Raw genomic sequence first — 20,200 nt, 5'->3', positions numbered from 1 at the left:
TCGTTCAGCCCTACCGGCGAATCTCTGCTCGGCGCAGCACCATGCTCAGCTTGCGTCACCCAGGCCGGCGAGGCGTGTATTGGCGATATAGAACAATTCGCCGCCTCGTACCGGGGTGTCGTTGGACGGGTTGATGGTCGGCTGGGGCTGATCTTTGGCGCGGTAGCCGATCAGCGTCGCGTTGTGCCGGTCTTTCAATTGCTTGTACAGCGCGCCGACCGTGCTTTCGTAGCTCTCGGGCAGTAGCAGGCGGTATTGGGTCGCGCCCTGGCCCACGCTCAATAGCTCATTAATGATCACTGAGGAGCCCGGATCCTGCGATGAGCGCACCAGCATTTCGATGGCCATGCTGGAAGTGCATTCCAGCTTGGGCGCATAACTGCGGGCCAGTCGGGCGGTCTCACTGCTGCTGAAGTGGGCAACCACGTGGCCGACCGGATTGAGCTGGTTGATGGTCAGCACGACGGCTAGCGTCAGGTCGTCCGAGCCGGTGCGCACCAGGGTGCGTTCGGCCCCTTTCACCCCGGCGCGCTGCAGCAGCACCAGAGACGACAGACTCTCGCCATGGATGAACTCGGTCTTGCCTGGCATTGGGTTTTCTTCGAGCACCGTGTCGCAGATGACGATCAGGTGGTCGTTGGAGGTTTCGTCTTCATGCAGCAGTTCGACGACGCGCTCGCTGATTTCGCCTTCCCAACCGATCACAACGGTATGGCCCGTGCAGGTGGCGAACGTCCCCTTGCCTTTCATGCCTTTCCTCCAGACTGCGATTATGGAATTGGTGGTTTTGCCGATGATGGCGGTCAGCAGCGCGATGCCGCCGATCATCAACCAGGTGGAAACAAAGATGCGACCGCCAGCGGTCTGCGGTGAGAAGTCACCGTAGCCGACGGTCAGCGCGGTGGTCAGATAGAAATAGACGAATGTCTTCAGCTCGGTGAGTGGTGTTTCTTCGAACAGACGCAGGCCGGCATAGGACACGGCAACATGGACGCCTAGTGCGAGCAACAGTGCAGCCCAGCCGAACTTGCTGGTGATCGCGGCCAGTTGCTGGCGCAACTGAAGGATGATCGACATCGGCCCTGGTTCCTTGGCAAGCGGTGATTAGGGTCATGACCGACGCCCGAAAAGGCGCCGTCCATCTGGATAAACCTGCGGCATCCTAAGGGCCGAAGCCGTCCCTGGCCAGCCTCGATGCCTCGTGTCGCTCGTTCGAACATCGACCAACTACGCTCGTCGAGCGCCTGCTTTTGGTCGCCCGAAACGCCCAAGCTGCCTCAACGCCGCTCGCGGAAGCAGTTCTGACACAGCCGAAATTTGCGCGCCGCCATCGGCATCGCCTTGCCGCAGCCCTCGCAGTTGCGGGTCTCTCCGGAAATCCGCCGGCGATCCGAACTGCGTGGCTTACGCTGGCGTGACAACTCGCGGGTGATCGCACCGTTGAGCAGGCTGCGATGCTGTTCGGCCTGCTCCAACGCCGGGAAGTGTGCCGGCAGCGTGCGCGACAGGTGCAGGTAGGTTTCGATGACATGCAGCGAGCTTTCCAGTGTTGCCAAATCGGCATCGATGATCAGCCGCGGCAATGGGATCTCCTTGTCCTGGGCGACCTTCTTCAGCCATTGCTGGGCAAAGATGCTCGCCGGGCTGTCCAGACCACCGCGAATCGGCGTGCAGGCAAAAATCCAGCGCAACGGCAGATCGATGGTCGGGTCGTCGACCAGCTTGATCCACTCCGCCAGCTCGTCGGGCAGGATCGAGATGAATTCGTCGCCGTAGTTGATGTTGCGGTTGAAGGTCAGCCATGCCCGCAGCAGGCTCGGCTCGTTCATCAGCTCGGCGATCGCCTGCAAGTGCTCGATGGAAGGCCGTACCTGGAATTGCGTCAGGTCCACTGGCAGGTCCGGGCTGTGGAACAGACGCCTGATCGATTGCAGTGTCTGCACATCCAGCGCGGTGATGACGCCGCTGTCGTGATGCCCGAAGCGTCCGGCCCGCCCGCCGATCTGCTTGACCTCCTGCACTTTGAGCTGACGGCTCTGGATGCCGTCGTACTTCTCGTCGGTGTAGAAGCACAGCGTGTGCGCCGGCATATTCAGGCCCATGCCGACGGCGTCGGTGGCAACCATGATGTCCGCCTCGCCTTCACGGAAGCGGCGGGCTTGCTCACGCCGCACTTCAGGCGACAGCGCACCGTAGACCACCGAAACGGTCTTGCCGGTCATCTCCAGCAATGCCTTGAGTTCCAGCACGGTCTTGCGGCTGAAGGCGACCAGCATCGAGCCTGCCTCGAGCTGCTTGAGGGTGGTCGAGCGGCGCGCCACGTCCACCGGTGAGAGTCGTTTGGTGCGTTTGACCACCAGTTGGTCTTCGCAGAGGTCGCAAAGGGTTTTCAGCGACGGCTGGATCAGCTCCGGGCCGGTCATGATCAGATCCTGCGTGTAGGCGCTGACCAGCGCATCGACCCAGGCCCAGCCGCGTTGCGAGTCGGCCATCATCTGCACTTCGTCGATGACCACCACGTCCCAGGATTCGTGCCGGAAGCGCGCGAACTCCTCGACGGTGCAGCAGAAATGAGTGGCGCCCTCGCGAATGATCTCTTCCTCGCCGGTGACCAGCGAGCAAGGCACGCCCATGGACTCGATGCGCTCCTGGTTCTCCAGTGCCATCAGGCGAAGCGGCGACAGGTAAATGGCATGCTCGACCGCGGTCATCGCCTCGATGGCCTGATGCGTCTTGCCGCTGTTGGTCGGGCCGAGCAGGGCGGTCCAGGTACGGGTGATGCGCCGAGCGGCGTACAGCTTGTGGTAGTGGACGAAGCGCGGGTTGTTCTCCAGCAGCACAGCGAAGGCCATCTTTTCCCGGTTGTCCTCGCGGGCGAAACGGATGGTCCGGCGCAGCTTTTTCGGCTCCATCAAGAAGACTTCAGTCAGGCGCTTCTCGCCGAGCAACTGCAGATCGAAGTCCTGCGCCTCCTCGATCATCATCTCGAACTTGGCCTGCAGGGCCTGGCGGTCCTCGCGCTTGATCGCGGCGACCTCGTCCGCGCTGAGCACATGGCCTTGGCCACCTGAGATGCGCCGTTGCATGTCCAGCGCGACGTCGCCGTGGCGCAGCTCGACGACATAGCGCAGGTCGTGTTTGACCTCGTTGACGATGTCGACGGCACGCGCCGCGAAATCGTCGAGGCGTGAAAGCCGCACGGGCAGGCGCTCCAAGCATTGAACTTTCTGTTCTTCGCTGAGGCTGGTGAATGGCTGTTCCAGGACATGCAAGCGATCCCGGACCAAGGCCTCCACCGCGGCGCACACGTTTCGTTCGAAGTCGTCTATCGATCCGCTGTCGTCGATGCGCAGCGCGAACTCGGGTTCGAGCAGGTTCTGCACCGGGCCGCAATCCAGCGATTTTTCGACACCGAAGATATCGACGGTACAACTGAAATCGTTCACGTCCCGGTTCAGCAGCCGGCCGATCAGGCGAGTCGGTTCGGCGTCCCCAAGATTCGCCTCGACCGTGGGCAGGTCCAGTCCCAACCAGAACAATCGCGCCGCGCGGCCGATTTCCGGTGGCTGATGGCCGAGATAGGTGCTGAACCATTTTTCCTGGTGATTTTTCTTCGGCACGAAATCGGGATGGCGCGTGTTGGCCCAGTCCAAAAAGCGCTGAAGTCTTTCGAGCTTGTAGGCGTGGCGTTGTTTGGTTCCGGCCTTGCGCATGATCGACGCCTCACTGATCAGATGACTGCGCAGTTTGGACAATCACTCGCCTGAATACGAGCATCAGGCTCGACGGGCGGCCGTGGTGTGAGGCGTTGCGCGGCGTGAAGGGGTCACTCGGGCTTGCCCAGCAATGCCTGGGTGATTGCCTGGCCGAGCTGCTCGAAGGCGGCGCCTGCTTCCTTATCCTCGTCCATGGCTTCGGCGCAGGCCACGACGATCACGGTATTGGTCTGATCCTCGGACAGTGGGTCGATCACGCCCACATGGCAGGCGCGTTCCAGTTGTGTGCCGGTCTTCTGAATGAAAGGTACGTCGCGCGGCAGCCCCGCTTCGAGGCGGTAGGCATCATAGCGGTCGAGCTTCATGTTCTTGAACAGGAGGTCCCGGCTGGATTCGGAGAGCAGCTCGCCGCTCACCAGCTTTTCCAGCAGCGTGCCGTAGGCCTCCAGCGTGCTGGAGTTGAGCTTGCGCGCGTAGTAGCGCTCGTAGGCCTGCTCCATGCTGTCCGCCTCGAGCTCATCGGGCGAGCGGTTGAGCACTCGTGCCACCGCCTCGTAGCGCGGCTGGCTGAACGGGGCGGAAGCCAGCTTGACCAAGTCGAGGTTGTCCAGCTCGCGCGCGTCCGGGTGCAGTTCGCCATAGACGTCACGGCGAACCTGGGTGAAGTCGGTGATGCGCTCGAAGCCCTTACCGCCCATGTTCTCGTGGGTGCGCTCGTTGAGCCGGTCCTCGCCGACCAGCCGAATCAGCATGTTGGCTGCGGTGTTGTCGCTCTCGATGAGCATCTCGTTGAGCAGGGTGCGCACCGAGTACGCGACGCCGTTGTCTTGCCAGACCAGATCGCCGGAGCCATCGACCTTGTCGCGGGCTTCGAGGGCCAGCTCATCGTCCAGGCTGTGTTCGCCCTCATCGACACCCTGCAGCACCGCCACGGCGATCGGTACCTTGACCGCCGAGCCGAGGTACCAGAATCGATCCGCTTCGTAGACGAAAGCCGTGCCGTCGCCCAGATGTTTGACGTATAGCCCCAGCCGCCCTGGCGAGCCTTCGTCGATGCGGCGCATGTCCTGTTCCAGCTCATTGCGCCAGGAGTCCGAATAGGCCTGTTCCCGGTACGCCCAAAGCGCTATGCCGAGGCCGATCAGCACGGGCAATGCGAGAAGCTTTCCGTTGCCGAGCGCGACGCTTGTCATAGGCGTAAGACTCCGGAGGCGGTAATGGCTTCGCCGGCACCCCGCAAGGCGCGTTCGGCCTTCACGGTCGAGGCGGCGCCGCGCACGCAGGCGACCACTACGATGCGGCCGGTGGCCTCGGCGACGTGGAACGGGGGCGGGGCAATCAGACCGGCATCGCAGATTCGTGCCACCTGAGTGCCGGTTTTGTGGGCATAGCTGACGGTGGCCGGCAGGCCGGCCTTGATGCGCTGGTCGCCGGTCTGCACCCGTGTCATCACGCCCAGCAGATATTCGGTGCTCGCCCGGGACACGGCCTTGCCGGCCACCAGCGCCGCGAGCAAGTCACCGTAGGCCTGCAGCGTGGCGGAGTTGTTCGGGGTGGCGTAGTAGCGTTCGTAGGCTTCGCGCAGGCGAATGGCGCGCAGTTCGCTTTTTGGCACGCCAAGCAGTCTGGCCAGCAACTCCAAACGGCCGGCTTCGCCGCGCTGCTGTTTCAGGCGCAGAAAGTCGCGGCCCGACAGCTGGCGTGCGGCGGGGTGAAATTCGCCGTAGATGAGCCGCCGCACATCGGCGAGCGACGTGATGGGGCCGAAGCCCTCCGGGACCAGCTCGGCGGTGACGGCATTGACCGCCTCCAGCCCGACCAGGCTGATCAACATGTCGCTGGCGGTGTTGTCGCTGTGGATCAGCATCTGATCCATAAGATAGCGCACGCTGAGGCGGGTCCCCGGCGCATAGCTGTTGGTCGGCCCGGCGCCGTCGACGTAGTCGGACTCCATCAGCCGCACGGTGCTGTCCAGGCTCAGCGCGCCCTCGTCGACGCGGCGCATGATCGCAATCGCCACCGGGACCTTCACGGTCGAGGCGAGGTACCAGCGTTCATCGCCGTGATAGGACGCCGATACGCCGCTGTCGAGATCCTTGACGAAAACGCCCAGCTCGCCGGGCGTGCGCTCGTCCACCTCGGCCACGCGCTGGAGAAATTCTTCCGCCCAACTGAAGCCTTCCTGGGCGCAGGCCGGCAGCGAGACATTGAGGAGGAGTACGGCCAGCATCAGGGAAAGGGTATGGCTAGCGGGAAGGCGATTAATGACTCGGGACAGCACTGCGGTCGGACCTCCTGCAGGATGGGTTCTGCCGTTTTGACCCCAGCCGGCGTGGCCCGTGCGCCGCTCAATAGTGACTAAATTCATCCGGCGCACCGCCGCTGCGCTCGTTGATCGAACGACTGACCGCCGTTGTGCGTCCTAGTGCTGGGATGTTCGCCGGTCTTGGATGTAGGAGCCTCGAGTGGAGCAGGTCAGCAAGGACAAATTCATCGGGCTCGAGTGGCTGCGCTTCTCGCTTGGTCTGTACATCGTGTGTTTCCACACCCTGCACAACTATGCCGAGACCTCGTTGCCCGACTGGGTGGCGGATCTCACCGGCGTCGGCTTCTTCGCCACCAGCAGCTTCTTCGCGCTGTCTGGCTTCCTGCTGGCGCATGTCTACTGCCAACAGGGGCGGATGCGCGAGCCCGGACGGAGTTTCCTCAGCCGGCGCTTCGCCAATCTTTACCCGTTGCACCTGTTCTCGCTGGCGCTGACGGCCGTGGTGCTGCTGATCATCTCCAACCTTGGCATCCCACCGGACGACACCAAGGCCACGCTGCGATTCGTCGTCTATGACACCAACGAGGACCTGGGCGACGCCTCGCGCGAGACGTTGGAGCACTTCATGAGCAATGGCGAGCTGCTGCTCAATTTCGTACTTCAGCTGTTCATGCTTCAGGCGTGGAATCCTTATTACCTGACTTTCAATCCGCCGCTCTGGTCGATTTCGACCCTGTTCTTCTTCTACCTGACCTTCCCGTTGCTGGCGCCCCGGTTGATGCGTACGCCGCACAAGGTCGTCTGGCTGGCCGTGGTGGTGCTGCTCTATCTGATCCCGCCGGTGTGGGTCATCCTGCAGCAGGAGTACGGGACTCCCTTCACCGGCATGCTGCACCGCATGCCTTTGCTGCGTTTGCCGGAATTCCTCGCGGGCATTCTCGCCTACGGGCTGTTTCGCGAGCACCAGACCGCCGGCCGCCTGCCGAACAGGGCGCTGCGGCTGCTGATGGCCGGGTTCGTTCTGTTCTGCTTCCTGCTCGCCATCTGGCTACTCAAGGGCGAGAAGTACTGGTACTTCCTGCTGCACAACGGCTTGCTGTTACCTGCGCAATTGATGCTGATCTATCTGCTCGCCTTGATCCGTATGCCTAAGCGCGAGCGGCTGAACGTCTGGGCGCAACGCCTGGGTACCGCGTCCCTGCCACTGTTCGTATTGCACGTACCGGCATTCGTCCTGTTCTCGCGTATGGAGAAACTGCTCGGCGTGGCTTCGGCTCGTTGTCTGGACGACTGGGCGGCCTGTGCCGCCCAAGCCGCAGAGCAGACGTTGTCGCTGAGGCTCTACCCGCTGTATCTGCTATTGACCGTCGTGCTGTGTGTCTGGGCGCAGGAACACGCCGTGGTGCCGGTGCGAAAGTGGCTGCTCAGGCGGCTGCCCGTGCAGACGAAGCATGCTGAGGGGCGAGCTTGATGCGCGCCGTGGCCAGCCTTCATCTCGGCACTGCGGGCTGGAGCCTGCCGCGTGAACAATGGCCGCATTTTCCGGCCGTGGGCACGCACCTGCAGCGCTATGCCGCTCGGCTGCCGGCAGTGGAGATCAACAGCTCCTTCTACCGTGCGCACCGGCCGGCGACCTATGCGCGCTGGGCCGACAGCGTACCGCCCGGCTTTCGCTTCAGCGTGAAGGTGCCGAAGCAGATCACCCACGAAGCGCGCCTGCTCGGGTGCGAGGGCTTGCTCCAGGCCTTCCTGCACGAGTGCGGGCACCTTGGCGAGAAACTGGGTTGCCTGCTGGTGCAGTTGCCGCCCTCGCTTGTCTACGAAGCAGGCTGTGCCGAGGCCTTCTTCGATGCGCTACGGGCCCGCCATGAGGGCTTCGTGGCCTTCGAGCCCCGCCACCCGAGCTGGCTCGAGTCCGAAGCTCTGCTTCAGCGCATGCGGATCGCACGGGTCGCCGCCGATCCGGCGCCATTTGCCGAGGCGGCCGATCCGGGTGGTTGGGCCGGTCTGCGTTACTACCGGCTACACGGCTCGCCGCGTCTTTATTACTCCTCCTACGAGCCCGAATGGCTGTGCCGATTGGACGCACGGCTGGCCAAGGCTCCGGTCGATGTGCCGCAATGGTGCATCTTCGATAACACTGCCAGCGGCGCCGCGACAGCCAACGCCCTCGCGCTGGACGAGTTGCGATCCGGTGGTCGGCACCCATGCGGATAAGGGCATTACGGCTGGCCGGCCGGGTTCGGCCGACATAAATCGAAACGCTCTCCCGGCCAGTCGGTAAAGCGCCTGCGCGGATTTCCTCTACTGTTGATGAACGCGTTCACGAGAGGGAGTCCGTCGATGAAAAAGTCATGCTTGGCCTTGGCACTGGTGGGATCGATTGGAGCCGTCGAGGCGGCAACCGTCGTCAAACCGCTCGCCTACGAGATCGACGGCGAGCCTTTCGAGGGGCTGCTCGTCTATGACGATGCGGTCACTACCGCGCGGCCCGGCCTGGTGATGGTGCCCAACTGGCTGGGCGTGACCGAGCGTTCGGCGGAGAAGGCGGCGCGTGCGGCTGGTGAGAAATACGTAGTGTTCATGGCGGACATGTACGGCAAGGCCGTACGCCCCTCCAACCCCGACGAGGCCAAGGCGGCGGCCTCCTCGGTACGCGGCGATCGCCCGCTCATGCGCAAGCGTGCTCAGGCGGCGACGGATGCATTAAAGGCGCAATCGATAGTGCCGGTCGACACCGGGAGAATGGCGGCGATCGGCTTCTGTTTCGGTGGCGGATCAGTGCTCGAACTGGCTCGATCCGGCGCGGAACTTGACGCTTTCATATCGTTCCACGGCAACCTCGATACGCCCGATCCCGATGACGCTAAACAGATCAAGGCGCCCGTGCTGGTGCTGCATGGCGCCGATGATCCGGCTGTTCCGCCGGAGCAGGTCGAGGGATTCATTACCGAAATGAAAGCCACCGATGTGGACTGGCAACTCGTGAGCTACGGCAACGCCGTGCACTCGTTCACTGATCCCTACGCCAACGTACCGGGTCGCAACGAGTACAACCCGGAGGTGGCGAAACGTGCCTTCGCGGCGATGAACGACCTGCTCGACGAAGTGTTCACGGCGCCGTGAACGCTGCTCATGGTCAGCGCGGAATGATTCTGACCCGTCCCGCCGTGTTGTCGCGGCGCGAGGCCTTGTCATTCTCGGCCCGCCCCGGGACCGAGCCGTCGTCCGCGCCGCGATCCGCGCTGGCCATACCGTTGAGCTTGCGCTCGTCTTCGCTGACCGAGGCGGCTTCGGGATAGCCGGTGGTCAGCGTCTCGGTGCTGGCGGTGACCGGAGTCGCTTCGTCGCTGCCCCAGCTTGCGCTGCGCTCGTCGATATCGATCGCACCGTTTCGCTCCATGATGCGTTCCACCATCGAGACCTGGCTTTCATCGTCCAGGCTGACGGTCACCACCGTCGAACCGCGCCGAGCCGCCTCGGGATAACGGCCGGCATGCTGGCTGGAACCGTCTCCAAATACCTTGTGAAAGAAGCTGCCGATCTTGTCGGCGACCGTCGCGTCCTCATCCGGCTCTTCGCCGATCACTTCCACCCGGCTGCTGTTGACCGTCTCCGGATTGAACGACGCGGAAATCTGAATATCCGTGCTGGCCACGCCCTGGCTCAGGAGCTCGGTTTTGACTTGCTCGGCTTCGGCGTAGCGGTCGAAAGCCGCGATGAGGATCTGGGGCATGACTTCACCTGTTTCATGGGCAGCGCTGGCTGCGATTGAGATACGGGCCGGGCGTCTTGCCAGCCTTCCTCAGTCTTGGGCGCGACAGGCTCGACGATGGTTCCCTGCGCAGGGGTTACGCGATGCTTCGACAGGCCGTCATACGTCACCGTGGCCGCTCAGCCGTTCACCACCTTCCCGCCGTTGATACGAATGGTCTGGCCGCTAACGTACGATGAGCGACACCCGCGCCCTCGCGGGCGAATGCACCGCCGCGGCGCGACCGATGCCGCTGTCGCCACCACTGACCAGCGCGACCTTGCCGGCCAGCTTGCCGCTGCCCTTGTAGCTGTCGCGGATGAATTCGGCGGGCGGGTTCATTTCGCTTCTTCCATGCCGGGCTGGCGGTCCTGTTTCTGCGCGGGGATTTTTGGGTAGGCCATGACTGCTCCAGGGGGCTGGGTCGGTCTAGTTACGGCTGATACCCGCCAGCAAAGTTTCGGCAGGGTGCCGAGTGGAGGGCCTCGCTTCTCAGCGATGGTGGCCGCTGGTCGCCGGGGGCGCGCGGCACCTGACAGCGCTCCGCGCCAGGCGTAGAATCCGCGCCGCTCAGACCTGCCGCCTGAATTTTCTTCCGTCCCCGTCCCCGCGCTTGCTCGAGGCTGCGGGCGATCTCGTCGTTCGGCTTCAGGTGCATCGTCCTTTTCATCACCGTCCTTCGCGCTGACCTCCGTTCGGGAGGCTCTGGCGGACGAAGCATTGCTTTTCAGAACTGCCCGAATGAACGAAACCCAAAGCGCCACCGGCGGAAGCTGGCTCAGTGTCGTCGCACTGGCCCTGGCCGCCTTCATCTTCAGTACCACCGAATTCGTCCCGGTCGCCTTGCTCAGCGATATCGGCCGCTCATTCGACATGCCGCCGTCCCAGGTCGGGCTGATGCTGACGATCTACGCCTGGGTGGTGGCGCTGATGTCGCTGCCGATGATGCTGATGACGCGCAACGTCGAACGGCGCACCTTGCTGATGTTCGTTTTCGTGGTGTTCATTGGCAGCCATCTGGTTTCGAGCGTGGCCTCGAGCTTTGGGATGTTGATGCTTAGCCGCATCGGCATCGCGCTGGCGCATGCGGTGTTCTGGTCAATCACTGCATCGTTGGCCGTGCGCGTTGCACCGCCGGGCAAGCAAGCACAGGCGCTGGGCCTGCTGGCGACCGGCAGTGCGTTGGCCATGGTGCTGGGTATCCCCATTGGTCGAGTGATAGGGGAGCTGCTGGGTTGGCGCACGACGTTCCTGTCGATTGCCGTGATCGCGGCGCTGGTGGTGCTCTGCCTGGCCCGGACGCTACCTCTGCTGCCGAGCCAGAATTCCGGTTCGCTGCGCAGCCTGCCGATGCTGTTCAAACGGTCGGCGCTGGTCGCGGCCTATGTGCTGACCGCGCTGGTGATCACCGCGCAGTTCACTGCCTACACCTATATCGAGCCTTTCGCACAAACCATCGCGCACCTGAGCGGTGATCTGACGACTGTCTTGCTGCTGTTGTTTGGCGGCGCCGGGATTCTCGGCTCGTTTCTGTTCAGCCGTTATAGCGGGCGTTATCCGCGAGGCTTCATGATCGCGGCGATCTCGACCATGGCGCTGTGTTTGCTGTTGCTGCTGCCGGCAGCGAGCGATCCGTCGATGCTCGGTGCGCTGGTGGTGGTCTGGGGCATCGCCGGGATGTGCTTCGGGTTGGCCTCGCAGTCGAAGGTATTGAACCTGGCCTCCGACGCGACCGATGTTGCCATGGCAATGTTTTCCGGCATCTATAACGTGGGGATCGGGGGTGGTGCGTTGCTGGGAAGCCTCGTCACGAGTCACCTGGGGCTCAGCAATATCGGTATCGTCGCCGGACTGCTGGCGGTCAGTGGCGTCGTGCTGTGCTGCTTTGCGACCTATCGTTTCGCCAGGCCGGTGGGCAACGCGGTGCTTTGACTCAACGAAAAAGGCGAATGGAATGCCACCCGCCTCGTTATCGTTTCGATTACAGCTCGTTGGCGAAGCGACCGACCGCGCTGACGACCTGTTTCGCGCCGTCCTGGATCTCGACGATCACGGCACCGGCCTGGTTGGCCAGTGACAGCCCTTCGGCCGCCTGTTCCCGGCTGTTGGCCATCTCCCGCACGGCGTCGTCGACCAGGGTCTGGTTCTTCTGCACCACGGCGACGATCTCTTCGGTGGCTGCGCTGGTCCGGCCCGCCAGCTGGCGAACTTCGTCGGCGACGACCGCGAAGCCCCGGCCCTGTTCGCCGGCGCGTGCCGCTTCGATGGCCGCATTGAGCGCGAGCAGGTTGGTCTGCGCGGCGATGCCGCCAATGGTCTGGACGATCGAACTGATCAGCAACGATTGCTGGCCCAGGGCTTCGATACCCTGAGTGGCCGATTCCACCTCCGCCGCGATGCGCTGCATGGTCGCTACTGTGTCCTTGACCACGACAGCACCGCGTTCGGCACGGGTGTCGGTCTGCCGGGAGACGTCATAGGCGATACTGGCCGCCTCACGCACTTCTTCCTCACGCGCCACCTGATCGGTTACCACGCTGGCGAACTTGACCACCTTGCAAAGCTTGCCCTCGGCATCGAATACCGGGTTGTAGGTCGCTTCCAGCCAGAGGTCGCGCCCATGGCTGTCGATACGCTTGAAGCGGTCGGCGACGAACTCGCCGCGATTGAGGGTTTCCCAGAACGCCCTGTACTGCGTGGACGAGGCCTCTTCCTGGGTGCAGAACATGCGGTGGTGCTTGCCGACGATCTGCTGGAGCGAATAGCCGGTGCCCTTCAGGAATTGCTCGTTCGCGGTCACGATTGTGCCGTCCAGGTTGAACTGAATGACCGCGGTCGAGCGTAGCAGGGCCTTGATGAAGGCTTCGTTCTCCTTGGCCAGCTGCAGCTCTCGCGTCACTTCGCGGGCGAAGCCGCTCATGTGCTGCAGCCCACCCTTCGCGTCGCGGATCGGATACCACTCGATGTGCAGCCAGACGAGGTTGCCGTTGCCGCCCAGGAAACGATAGTTGTCGCTGATGGGTTCCATCCGGGACACGGCGCTGGTGAAACTCTTGAAACAGGACAGGTTCCTCACATAAGCCGGCACGATGTCGGTCATGACCCGGCCCTGCAACTGGCTTACGGAGTAGCCGAGGGTCTGCGCGAAGCGCTGGTTCATGGCCATCATGCGGAAATCGCGATCGAGCGTGATGGTGAGCTTGGTGGCGTCCATCTGCTCGCGCAGCTGACGTAGCTGCAGCAGCTCCGCGGATTGTTCTTCGAGTTGTTTTTTGAGATGGCCGTTGAACATGTGGCACCGAAAGGTGAGTTGATGTGCCAGCTCTATCGGCGCTGCCTCCGGGTTCTTGATGCAGCTCGTCCGCGGCCAGCGGCAAGCGGTCGTTCAGCTTGCCTCCGCCATGGGCGCTCTGCTCAGTCAGCCCGTTCGAGTCGAACTCGGATCACCCCGGCGCGGGTGCTGGCGATGCGCTGGAATGCCGCTTTGGAGAGGTCGATGACGCGTCCGCGGACATAGGGGCCGCGGTCATTGATGCGCACCACGACGCTCTTACCATTGCGGGCGTTGACCACCCGGACTTTGGTCCCGAACGGCAGGGTACGGTGGGCGGCCGTCAGCGCACCCTGGTCGAAGCGCTCGCCGCTGGCGGTCAACTTGCCATGGTGCTGTTGGGCATAGAAGGAGGCCTTGCCAGAGCCTATGGCTTCGCCCTGCTCGGTGGTCGGCCGGGGCTCGGTGCCGGATGGTGGCTCCTTCGGCGGCGGTGTCGCGCAACCGGCCAGCGCGGCAAATAACGAGATTGCGATCCAGCGAGTTGACCCTTTCAGCATGTTCGTTCCTTGTCTACCTATCCGAGGCTGTGTCGACGGGTATCTAGCGATCGACCCAGGCTTGGTGCGATCGGTGTCTATGGAAATGGTGCGAGCTATCTACGTTTGTGGACGAATTGACCGAGAACCGCACGCTTGAGCGCTGACGTGACGTTCTGATTCGCGCGGCTCATCGGCTGCCGTCAATCGCCGGGCTTGGCCAGCCAGCTATCGGCGATGCGCTTGTACTCGCCGGTCGCCTTGGTCAGGTGCAGCCATTGGTCAACATAGGCCTTGAACGCCACGTCGCCACGCGGTAGCAAAAACGCCTTCTCGCTGTATTGCAGCGGCTTGTCGGGGTTCACCGCGCACAGCGTAGGGTAGTTGCGTTGTTGGTACTGCGCCTCGGACGAGTCGGTGATCATCACGTCGGCCTTGTTATCGGCGACGGATTGGAAGATCACCGTGTTGTCGTGGAACAGCTCCAGCTGTGCCTTGGGTAATTCGCGATGGACGAAGGCCTCGTTGGTGCCGCCCGGTGGCTCGATCAGGCGGACCGAAGGCCGGTTGAGCTGTTCGATGGTCTGGTACTTCTCGACCTCGTCGCAGCGGACGAAGGGAATCTTGCCGTCCACCGCGATCGGGTCGCTGAAGAACGCTTTTTTCTGCCGCTCCAGCGAAATGGAGACGCCGCCGACGGCCATGTCGCACTGAGCCAGGAAGTCCGGCATCAGTGTCTTCCAGGTCGTCGGCACCCACTGGACCGTCACGCCGAGCGACTTGGCCAGCGATTCGGCCAGGGCGATGTCGATCCCCTCGTACTGCTTGTCGTCGCGCAGGAAGGTGTAGGGCTTGTAGTCGCCGGTCGTGCAGACCTTCAGCGTACCGCGCTGTTGGACTTGATCGAGTACTGAGGAAGAGGGTGCAGCGAAACTCACGCCGCTGGCCAGCAAGACGCCGGCCGCCATCAGAGATCTCATGGTTGTTCCTTGCAAGGCGGGCGCAGCGGCCCGGTTATTGTTCTGGGTCCGCGAGATACGGCGGACAGCTGAAACGTACCGGACGCAGGCAGGTACTCACAAGGCCGAACAGATCACGTGTGGCCTTTCATGGCCTCGGGGTGGCGCGCGCTATGTCCAAGGCCGCCCGCTCCAGATGGCGTTGGATCACGCGGTCGCGGTGCTGGTTGCTGCGGAGGCCATCCAGCACTGAGCAAATCAGATATGTGACCAGTGCCAAGGCGAACACGAAGACGACGCCTTTGCCGGCGATCCAGGTATCAGTGAGTTTGATGACGTCGGTCGACAGGCTGACGATCGCCGAAACGAGCATGACGATCACCAAGTTCTGGGAGATCCAACGTTCCTGCGCCGGTTGGCCGGCGAGCTCGGCGATGCGTGCCAGTTCGTCGATATCCGCGGCACCAAGTCCACGGGCGAGTAGGGCGTCCCTGAATAGCGCATAGCGGAGCAGCTCCTCTCGTCGCAGGAAGCTGTAACGATGCAGCGTTTCGCGCGCATAAATATCTCGGAAGTGCCAGGCACAATAGCGCTCGCGGGCCAGCACCATGCCAAACAGGGCCAGCGTCGTGCCCGCCAGTGCAGCCAGCCCTTGCAGCGGCGATTGGCCATTGAACCAGGTGCTGACCAGCAATACGCCGACAGCCAGCGTCAGTCCCCAGGACGGCCAGACCATGCGAAGCCCACCCCGCACGAAGCTTGCCTTGAACACGCTGGGGTGGCACTCCCGATAGAGCGAACGAATTTCCGCCCATGTCGCGATTAAAGTCATGGCGGTGCCTTTCGAGCTTCAGGCGTGCGGCTTGCTGCGAATGGTCTTTTTCAGGTCGTCCGGCGTGATATGCCCGACAACGCCGCTGGCGCTGCCCGGCTGCGGGAGATTGAGAATGTTGCCCTTGATCTTGCCGATCACGTGCATCTCGCAGGGCTTGCAGTCGAATTTCAAGGTCAGCACCTCGTCGCCGTGCACCAGCTGCATCGGCGCGACTTTGGTGCGCACGCCGGTCACGCCCTTGGCCTGCTTCGGGCAGAGGTTGAACGAGAAGCGCAGGCAGTGCTTGGTGATCATCACCGGGACTTCACCGGTTTCCTCGTGGGCCTCGTAGGCCGCATCGATCAGCTGCACGCCGTAGCGGTGGTAGAAGGCGCGGGCTTTCTCATTGTAAACGTTATAGAGAAATGACAGGTGCGCTTCCGGGTAGACCGGCGGTGGCACGCTGATGGCCTTGCGGCTGCCCAGCGGGCGAATCGATTCGCGGGCTTCGGTCAGCGCCTCTATAGCTTCGCGGCGCAGGGCCTTGAGCTGCGAGTTAGGGATGAAGAACGCCTGCGGCGCGTCCACGTCCACCTCTTCGGCGTGGTAGATCGTGGTACCGAGCTGGCTCAGCAGATCGGCAATCTGACCGGGCACCTGCTCGGGCTTCTTCGCTTCGCCGAACGGGCCGGCCAGTGAGACGCTGACATAAGCGCCTTCTTCGCTGGTGACATGCAGCTCGAGCTCATCGGCGCGCAGTTTGGCCAGCCAGCGCACGCCGATACGGCGCTCGGCGGAGGTCTTGAGCAGGGCGTTCTGCCAGTTGTGGTCCAGGTTGCGGTTTAGCGGATGATTCGGCCGTAACTGGCGCAGCGCGGCGGGCATCTCGTTGGGCTCGACCCGGTACTGCAGGAGCTGCTGGCCGTCGTCTTCGAACTGCCCCAGCGGCTCGACCACGCTGGCGCGAAAGCCCACCACCTCGCGTTTGACCAGCACGTTCAGGCCGTCACCGTTGGATAGCGGCTCGCGGGTCTGCACGGTGAGGTCGTGCTTGCCCACCTTGAGCACTTCGCCCACGGCGAGGCCGGTGAAGGTCGGCGAGTCGAAGGCGCCGATGTCGATCTTGCGATCGGTCACGAAGTAGTCGGTGCTGCCGCGGTGGAAAGTCTTGTCCGGGTCCGGCACGAAGAAGTGATCGGTGCGGCCGCTGGAGGCGCGGGCCAAATCAGGGCGGTCTTCGAGGATTTCGTCGAGGCGCTGCCGGTAGTAAGCAGTGATGTTCTTCACGTAGCTCACATCCTTGTAGCGCCCCTCGATCTTGAATGAACGCACACCGGCATCGACCAGCGCGCGCAGGTTGGCGCTCTGGTTGTTGTCCTTCATCGACAACAGGTGCTTATCGAATGCGACGACGCGGCCCTGGTCGTCCTTCAACGTGTACGGCAGACGGCACGCCTGGGAGCAATCGCCACGGTTGGCGCTACGCCCGGTCTGGGCATGGGAAATGTTGCATTGCCCGGAAAACGCCACGCATAGCGCGCCGTGGATGAAGAACTCGATGGCTGAATCCACCTCATCGGCAATCGCGCGAATCTCCTGCAGGTTCAGCTCGCGGGCCAATACCAACTGCGAGAAGCCGGCCTTGGAGAGGAACTTGGCGCGCTCCAGGGTGCGGATATCAGTCTGGGTGCTGGCGTGGATTTCGATGGGCGGGATGTCCATTTCCATCACGCCCATGTCCTGCACGATCAGCGCATCGACACCGATCTCGTAGAGCTTCCAGATCAGTGTGCGCGCGGCTTCCAGCTCATCGTCATGCAGGATGGTGTTGATGGTGACGAACACCCGCGCATGGAACAGATGCGCGAATGTCACCAGCTCAGCGATGTCCGCCACGCTGTTCTCGGCATTGTGCCGCGCCCCGAAACTCGGCCCGCCGATGTACACCGCATCGGCGCCATGCAGGATGGCCTCGCGTGCAATAACGGTGTCCCGAGCAGGGGAGAGCAGTTCGAGATGGTGTTGGGGCAAGGACATGGGCGCGGACCGGATGCAGATCGAAGGCGCGCATTGTAAAGGCTTACGGACCATTTGGGACGGCCGCTGGGCGAGTGCGTCGGGTTGATCCTTCGCTGGGGTTTGGCCGAGGCCGAGAGAGCACTGGGCGCGCTTTCTGACCGCTCCTGTTTACCTGCACCTGAATGGGCATTGGAGCGCTCGGGCGGCTAAAGCAAAGCCCGAAGAACATTAGCAGGTGATGAGTTTTGTAAAATGATTACGTTTCTTATTCGCGATTGATTATTATCTCGCCGCGAAACGCACAACATCCTCGCACAAAAATTACAAGGCGCGCTGACACGCCTCCCACACTTAAGGAGCCCAAGTATGACTGGTAGTAAGGCCCGGCTTGATCAAGCACAGACACCTTGGCGACGTACCACCACCGCGCTCTTGTGCTGCGCGCCGCTGGTTGCTGCGCCTTTGAGCGCCAATGCGCAAGAGTCGAGCGGCAGGAGTGTCGATGAACCGTATCGTCTTGCGCCCATCATCGTTAATGCCCAGGCTGCCCCCGACGATGATGCGAACTCGGTAGTTGCCAGGGAGCTTTGGGTAGGCGGCAAGGTCGCAACCAGTATCCTCGATACACCGGCCTCGGTTTCAGTGGTTACAGAAAAGGAAATCGAGCAACGCAGCGCCAGTACCACCGAAGAGGTTCTGCAATACACTCCTGGCGTCATCACCGATTTTTACGGCACCGATGATCGTAACGATTACTTCAAGATCCGTGGCTTCGATGCCACCACTTACCGTGACGGGCTGACCTTGGGCTCGATGCGGGGCGTTCGCGAAGAGCCTTTCGCCTACGAGCGCGTTGAAGTGCTGCGCGGTGCGAACTCCACACTGTTCGGCCCGGCAGATCCAGGTGGCTCGGTGAACTTCGTGAGCAAGCAACCCCGGTTCGAGAGTTTCGGCCAAGGTTTCGTGACCTACGGCTCCTTTGATCATAAGGAAGCCGGCATTGATGTTGGCGATGCTCTGAACACCGACCAAACCTTGGCATACCGCCTCACCGGCAAGTTTCAGGACAGTGAGCGCGAATACGATAACTCCAAGGACGATGACGAGTTCTTGATGGGTGGCCTGACGTGGGAGCCGACAGCATTCACCTCGGCCACCGTCATCCTTGACTACCTCAACCGTGACAGCACGCCAAACAGCGGTGGCTACCCGCTTGATGACGAGTACGACCGCAGCGACTTCTTCGGCGAGCCCAGCTTCAACTACCACGATGTCGAGCGCACCAGCGTGACTGGTACCGTGACCCATGATTTCGACAACGGCTTCACCCTGCGCAGTAACCTGCGTTACAGCGAGCTGACCGACAGCTTCGGCTACGTCTACATCACCGATTCCGCCGCCCGGACGGGCACGGTGGTGGACCGCGACTACTTCGGCACCGATAGCGAAGCCCAGGAATTTATAGGCAACGTGATGCTGCAATACGATGCCCGCTTCGAGCGCATCGACAGCAGCACATTGGTGGGCGTCGAGTACCGTGATGCATCGACTGAAGAATCTTCTTTCTACGGCGACGCCACTTCGATCGACCTTGCCAATCCGGTGTACAGCGGCGCACCGACCAGCCTGAATGTCTACGCTCGCTATGACCGGGACTTCAAGACTAAATCAGCTTTCGTGCAGCAGAACTTTTCCATCGACCGGTTCATCGTGACTGCAGGTGTGCGCAACGATCGCCTGGATCTGTCTGAAACGGGCATCTCTGGAGCCACCGCCACGTCTGACTTCTCGGAAACCTCCCTTCGCGGCTCGCTGACCTACAAGGTCACCGATGAAATCTCCACCTACGTCAGCATGGTGGAATCTGTCGCGCCGCCTGATGTGGGTGTCAATCCAGAGCACGGCAAGCAGTACGAAGTCGGCGTGAAGTACGCGCCTGCTGGCACGAGTTCGCTGTATTCAGCAGCCATCTACGACCTCAATCAGGAAGACGTGACCATCGCTATCGTGCAGCCCAACGGCACCATCGAACGCGAAACCGTGGGCGAATCACGCGTACGTGGCCTTGATCTGGAAGCCAAGACGGAGCTGACCGCCAACCTGAGCCTGATTGGTGGCTATTCGTACATGGAATCTGAAGTAGTGCGCGGAACGCTCCGTAGTGGCACGTCCATCGAAGGAAACGAGTTCACCGTCGCGCCGAATCATACGGCGTCACTCTGGGGCTACTACACCTTGCCGGGCACGGAGATGAGCGTTGGTCTGGGTGCCCGTTACACCAGCGCCTATTACTTCGAGGCTGAAAACACCTCTGAGAGCGACGCGGCTACGCTCTTTGATGCCGCTTTCAACTACCGGATCGCCAAAGGCACCGACCTAGCGGTCAACGTCAGTAATCTGCTGGACGAGCAGCATGTGGTCGGCTCGGCCACTGCGGACTACTACAACCCCGGCCGTGAAATCACTGCAAAGGTTAGCTACAACTGGTAAGCGGTGCCCTGAAGATCCTTGCCGCTACGGCGAGCTCGGATCTTCTTCAGACCGTGCCGCTTTTTACGCTGTGAAACGGAAGTGGCACAACGGTCAGCTTCATCTGCGCTCGATCATACCGCTGCGATGTGGGGATACCGTCTTGCGAGCGGCTTGATTGCCCCTGAGCGAACAGCCGACACCAGGCTCGCTAATTCTCGCTTTTCTGTGCCGAACCGGCCGAGACGCTATGCGTTATATCGGGGAAGCAGCTCGTCGCCGGCACTACTTCGCCGGGCAGCTTCACGGACGCGTTCCGGTTGGGCAGAGGCACGCGTCATTCGGTCAGCTCCGTGCAGGCCTCCCGGTGGCCAGATTTGACGTGGTGTCCTT

General features: G+C 62.3%; 15 protein-coding genes and 1 pseudogene. 5 read left to right on the top strand and 11 right to left on the bottom strand.

All coding sequences use genetic code 11. From position 1 onward, the window contains the following. Nucleotides 1-45: 45 nt before the first annotated feature. From UF78_RS15060 to UF78_RS15045, 4 genes are all read right to left on the bottom strand, one after another. Nucleotides 46-1,077 (bottom strand): ion channel, encoded by a 1,032-nt coding sequence (locus UF78_RS15060; protein WP_045163030.1) that lies wholly within the window; start codon nt 1,075-1,077, stop codon nt 46-48. A gap of 200 nt (nt 1,078-1,277) precedes the next feature. Then, nucleotides 1,278-3,713, bottom strand: a complete 2,436-nt coding sequence (locus UF78_RS15055; RefSeq protein ID WP_045163274.1) for a helicase-related protein — start codon at nt 3,711-3,713, stop codon at nt 1,278-1,280. Nucleotides 3,714-3,826: 113 nt separating this feature from the next. Next, complete coding sequence (locus tag UF78_RS15050; RefSeq protein WP_045163029.1) at nt 3,827-4,909, bottom strand: serine hydrolase; 1,083 nt, start codon at nt 4,907-4,909, stop codon at nt 3,827-3,829. After that, nucleotides 4,906-6,084, bottom strand: coding sequence for a serine hydrolase (locus UF78_RS15045; RefSeq protein WP_080890636.1), 1,179 nt, complete (start codon nt 6,082-6,084; stop codon nt 4,906-4,908). The genes UF78_RS15050 and UF78_RS15045 overlap by 4 nt, the downstream gene beginning before the upstream one ends. A gap of 97 nt (nt 6,085-6,181) precedes the next feature. Here UF78_RS15045 and UF78_RS15040 point away from each other — a divergent pair, with 97 nt between their 5' ends. From UF78_RS15040 to UF78_RS15030, 3 genes are all read left to right on the top strand, one after another. Next, the gene (locus tag UF78_RS15040; RefSeq protein ID WP_045163028.1) at nt 6,182-7,453 is read left to right on the top strand and encodes an acyltransferase family protein; all 1,272 of its coding nucleotides are present in this window, start codon (nt 6,182-6,184) and stop codon (nt 7,451-7,453) included. Next, entirely contained in the window at nt 7,453-8,199 is a 747-nt protein-coding gene (locus tag UF78_RS15035; RefSeq protein WP_045163027.1) for a DUF72 domain-containing protein, read from the top strand. Before UF78_RS15040 ends, UF78_RS15035 begins: the two co-directional genes overlap by 1 nt. Nucleotides 8,200-8,325: 126 nt before the next feature. Then, a complete protein-coding gene (locus tag UF78_RS15030) occupies nt 8,326-9,108 on the top strand; it encodes a dienelactone hydrolase family protein (protein WP_045163026.1) in 783 nt (260 codons plus the stop codon). A 13-nt stretch (nt 9,109-9,121) separates the two neighbouring features. Here the strand turns inward: UF78_RS15030 and UF78_RS15025 are convergent, their stop codons facing one another. Continuing rightward, the gene (locus UF78_RS15025) at nt 9,122-9,718 is read right to left on the bottom strand and encodes a hypothetical protein (RefSeq protein WP_045163025.1); all 597 of its coding nucleotides are present in this window, start codon (nt 9,716-9,718) and stop codon (nt 9,122-9,124) included. Nucleotides 9,719-9,935: 217 nt separating this feature from the next. Next, a pseudogene (locus tag UF78_RS22680) lies at nt 9,936-10,140 on the bottom strand (NAD(P)-dependent oxidoreductase); the annotation flags it as partial. A 337-nt stretch (nt 10,141-10,477) separates the two neighbouring features. On the opposite strand from UF78_RS22680, the gene UF78_RS15020 reads away from it, so the two are divergent. Beyond that, complete coding sequence (locus UF78_RS15020; RefSeq protein ID WP_045163024.1) at nt 10,478-11,668, top strand: sugar transporter; 1,191 nt, start codon at nt 10,478-10,480, stop codon at nt 11,666-11,668. A 49-nt stretch (nt 11,669-11,717) separates the two neighbouring features. On the opposite strand, the gene UF78_RS15015 is transcribed toward UF78_RS15020, so the two are convergent. From UF78_RS15015 to UF78_RS14995, 5 genes are all read right to left on the bottom strand, one after another. Beyond that, nucleotides 11,718-13,028, bottom strand: coding sequence for a methyl-accepting chemotaxis protein (locus UF78_RS15015; protein WP_045163023.1), 1,311 nt, complete (start codon nt 13,026-13,028; stop codon nt 11,718-11,720). A 122-nt stretch (nt 13,029-13,150) separates the two neighbouring features. Then, the gene (locus tag UF78_RS15010) at nt 13,151-13,567 is read right to left on the bottom strand and encodes a septal ring lytic transglycosylase RlpA family protein (protein ID WP_052679335.1); all 417 of its coding nucleotides are present in this window, start codon (nt 13,565-13,567) and stop codon (nt 13,151-13,153) included. 182 nt (nt 13,568-13,749) lie between these two features. After that, a complete protein-coding gene (locus tag UF78_RS15005; RefSeq protein WP_423831483.1) occupies nt 13,750-14,514 on the bottom strand; it encodes a transporter substrate-binding domain-containing protein in 765 nt (254 codons plus the stop codon). A gap of 139 nt (nt 14,515-14,653) precedes the next feature. Further along, nucleotides 14,654-15,337 (bottom strand): hypothetical protein, encoded by a 684-nt coding sequence (locus UF78_RS15000; protein WP_045163021.1) that lies wholly within the window; start codon nt 15,335-15,337, stop codon nt 14,654-14,656. A gap of 18 nt (nt 15,338-15,355) precedes the next feature. Then, nucleotides 15,356-17,356, bottom strand: a complete 2,001-nt coding sequence (locus tag UF78_RS14995) for a peptidase U32 family protein (protein WP_045163020.1) — start codon at nt 17,354-17,356, stop codon at nt 15,356-15,358. A 348-nt stretch (nt 17,357-17,704) separates the two neighbouring features. On the opposite strand from UF78_RS14995, the gene UF78_RS14990 reads away from it, so the two are divergent. Further along, nucleotides 17,705-19,828 (top strand): TonB-dependent siderophore receptor, encoded by a 2,124-nt coding sequence (locus tag UF78_RS14990; protein WP_045163019.1) that lies wholly within the window; start codon nt 17,705-17,707, stop codon nt 19,826-19,828. The last annotated feature ends 372 nt before the right edge of the window (nt 19,829-20,200 follow it).

Origin of the sequence: Stutzerimonas stutzeri, from assembly GCF_000952685.1 — a bacterium.
Taxonomy (GTDB): Bacteria; Pseudomonadota; Gammaproteobacteria; order Pseudomonadales; family Pseudomonadaceae; genus Stutzerimonas; species Stutzerimonas stutzeri_E.
This window is presented reverse-complemented; position numbering and strand designations above follow the sequence as displayed.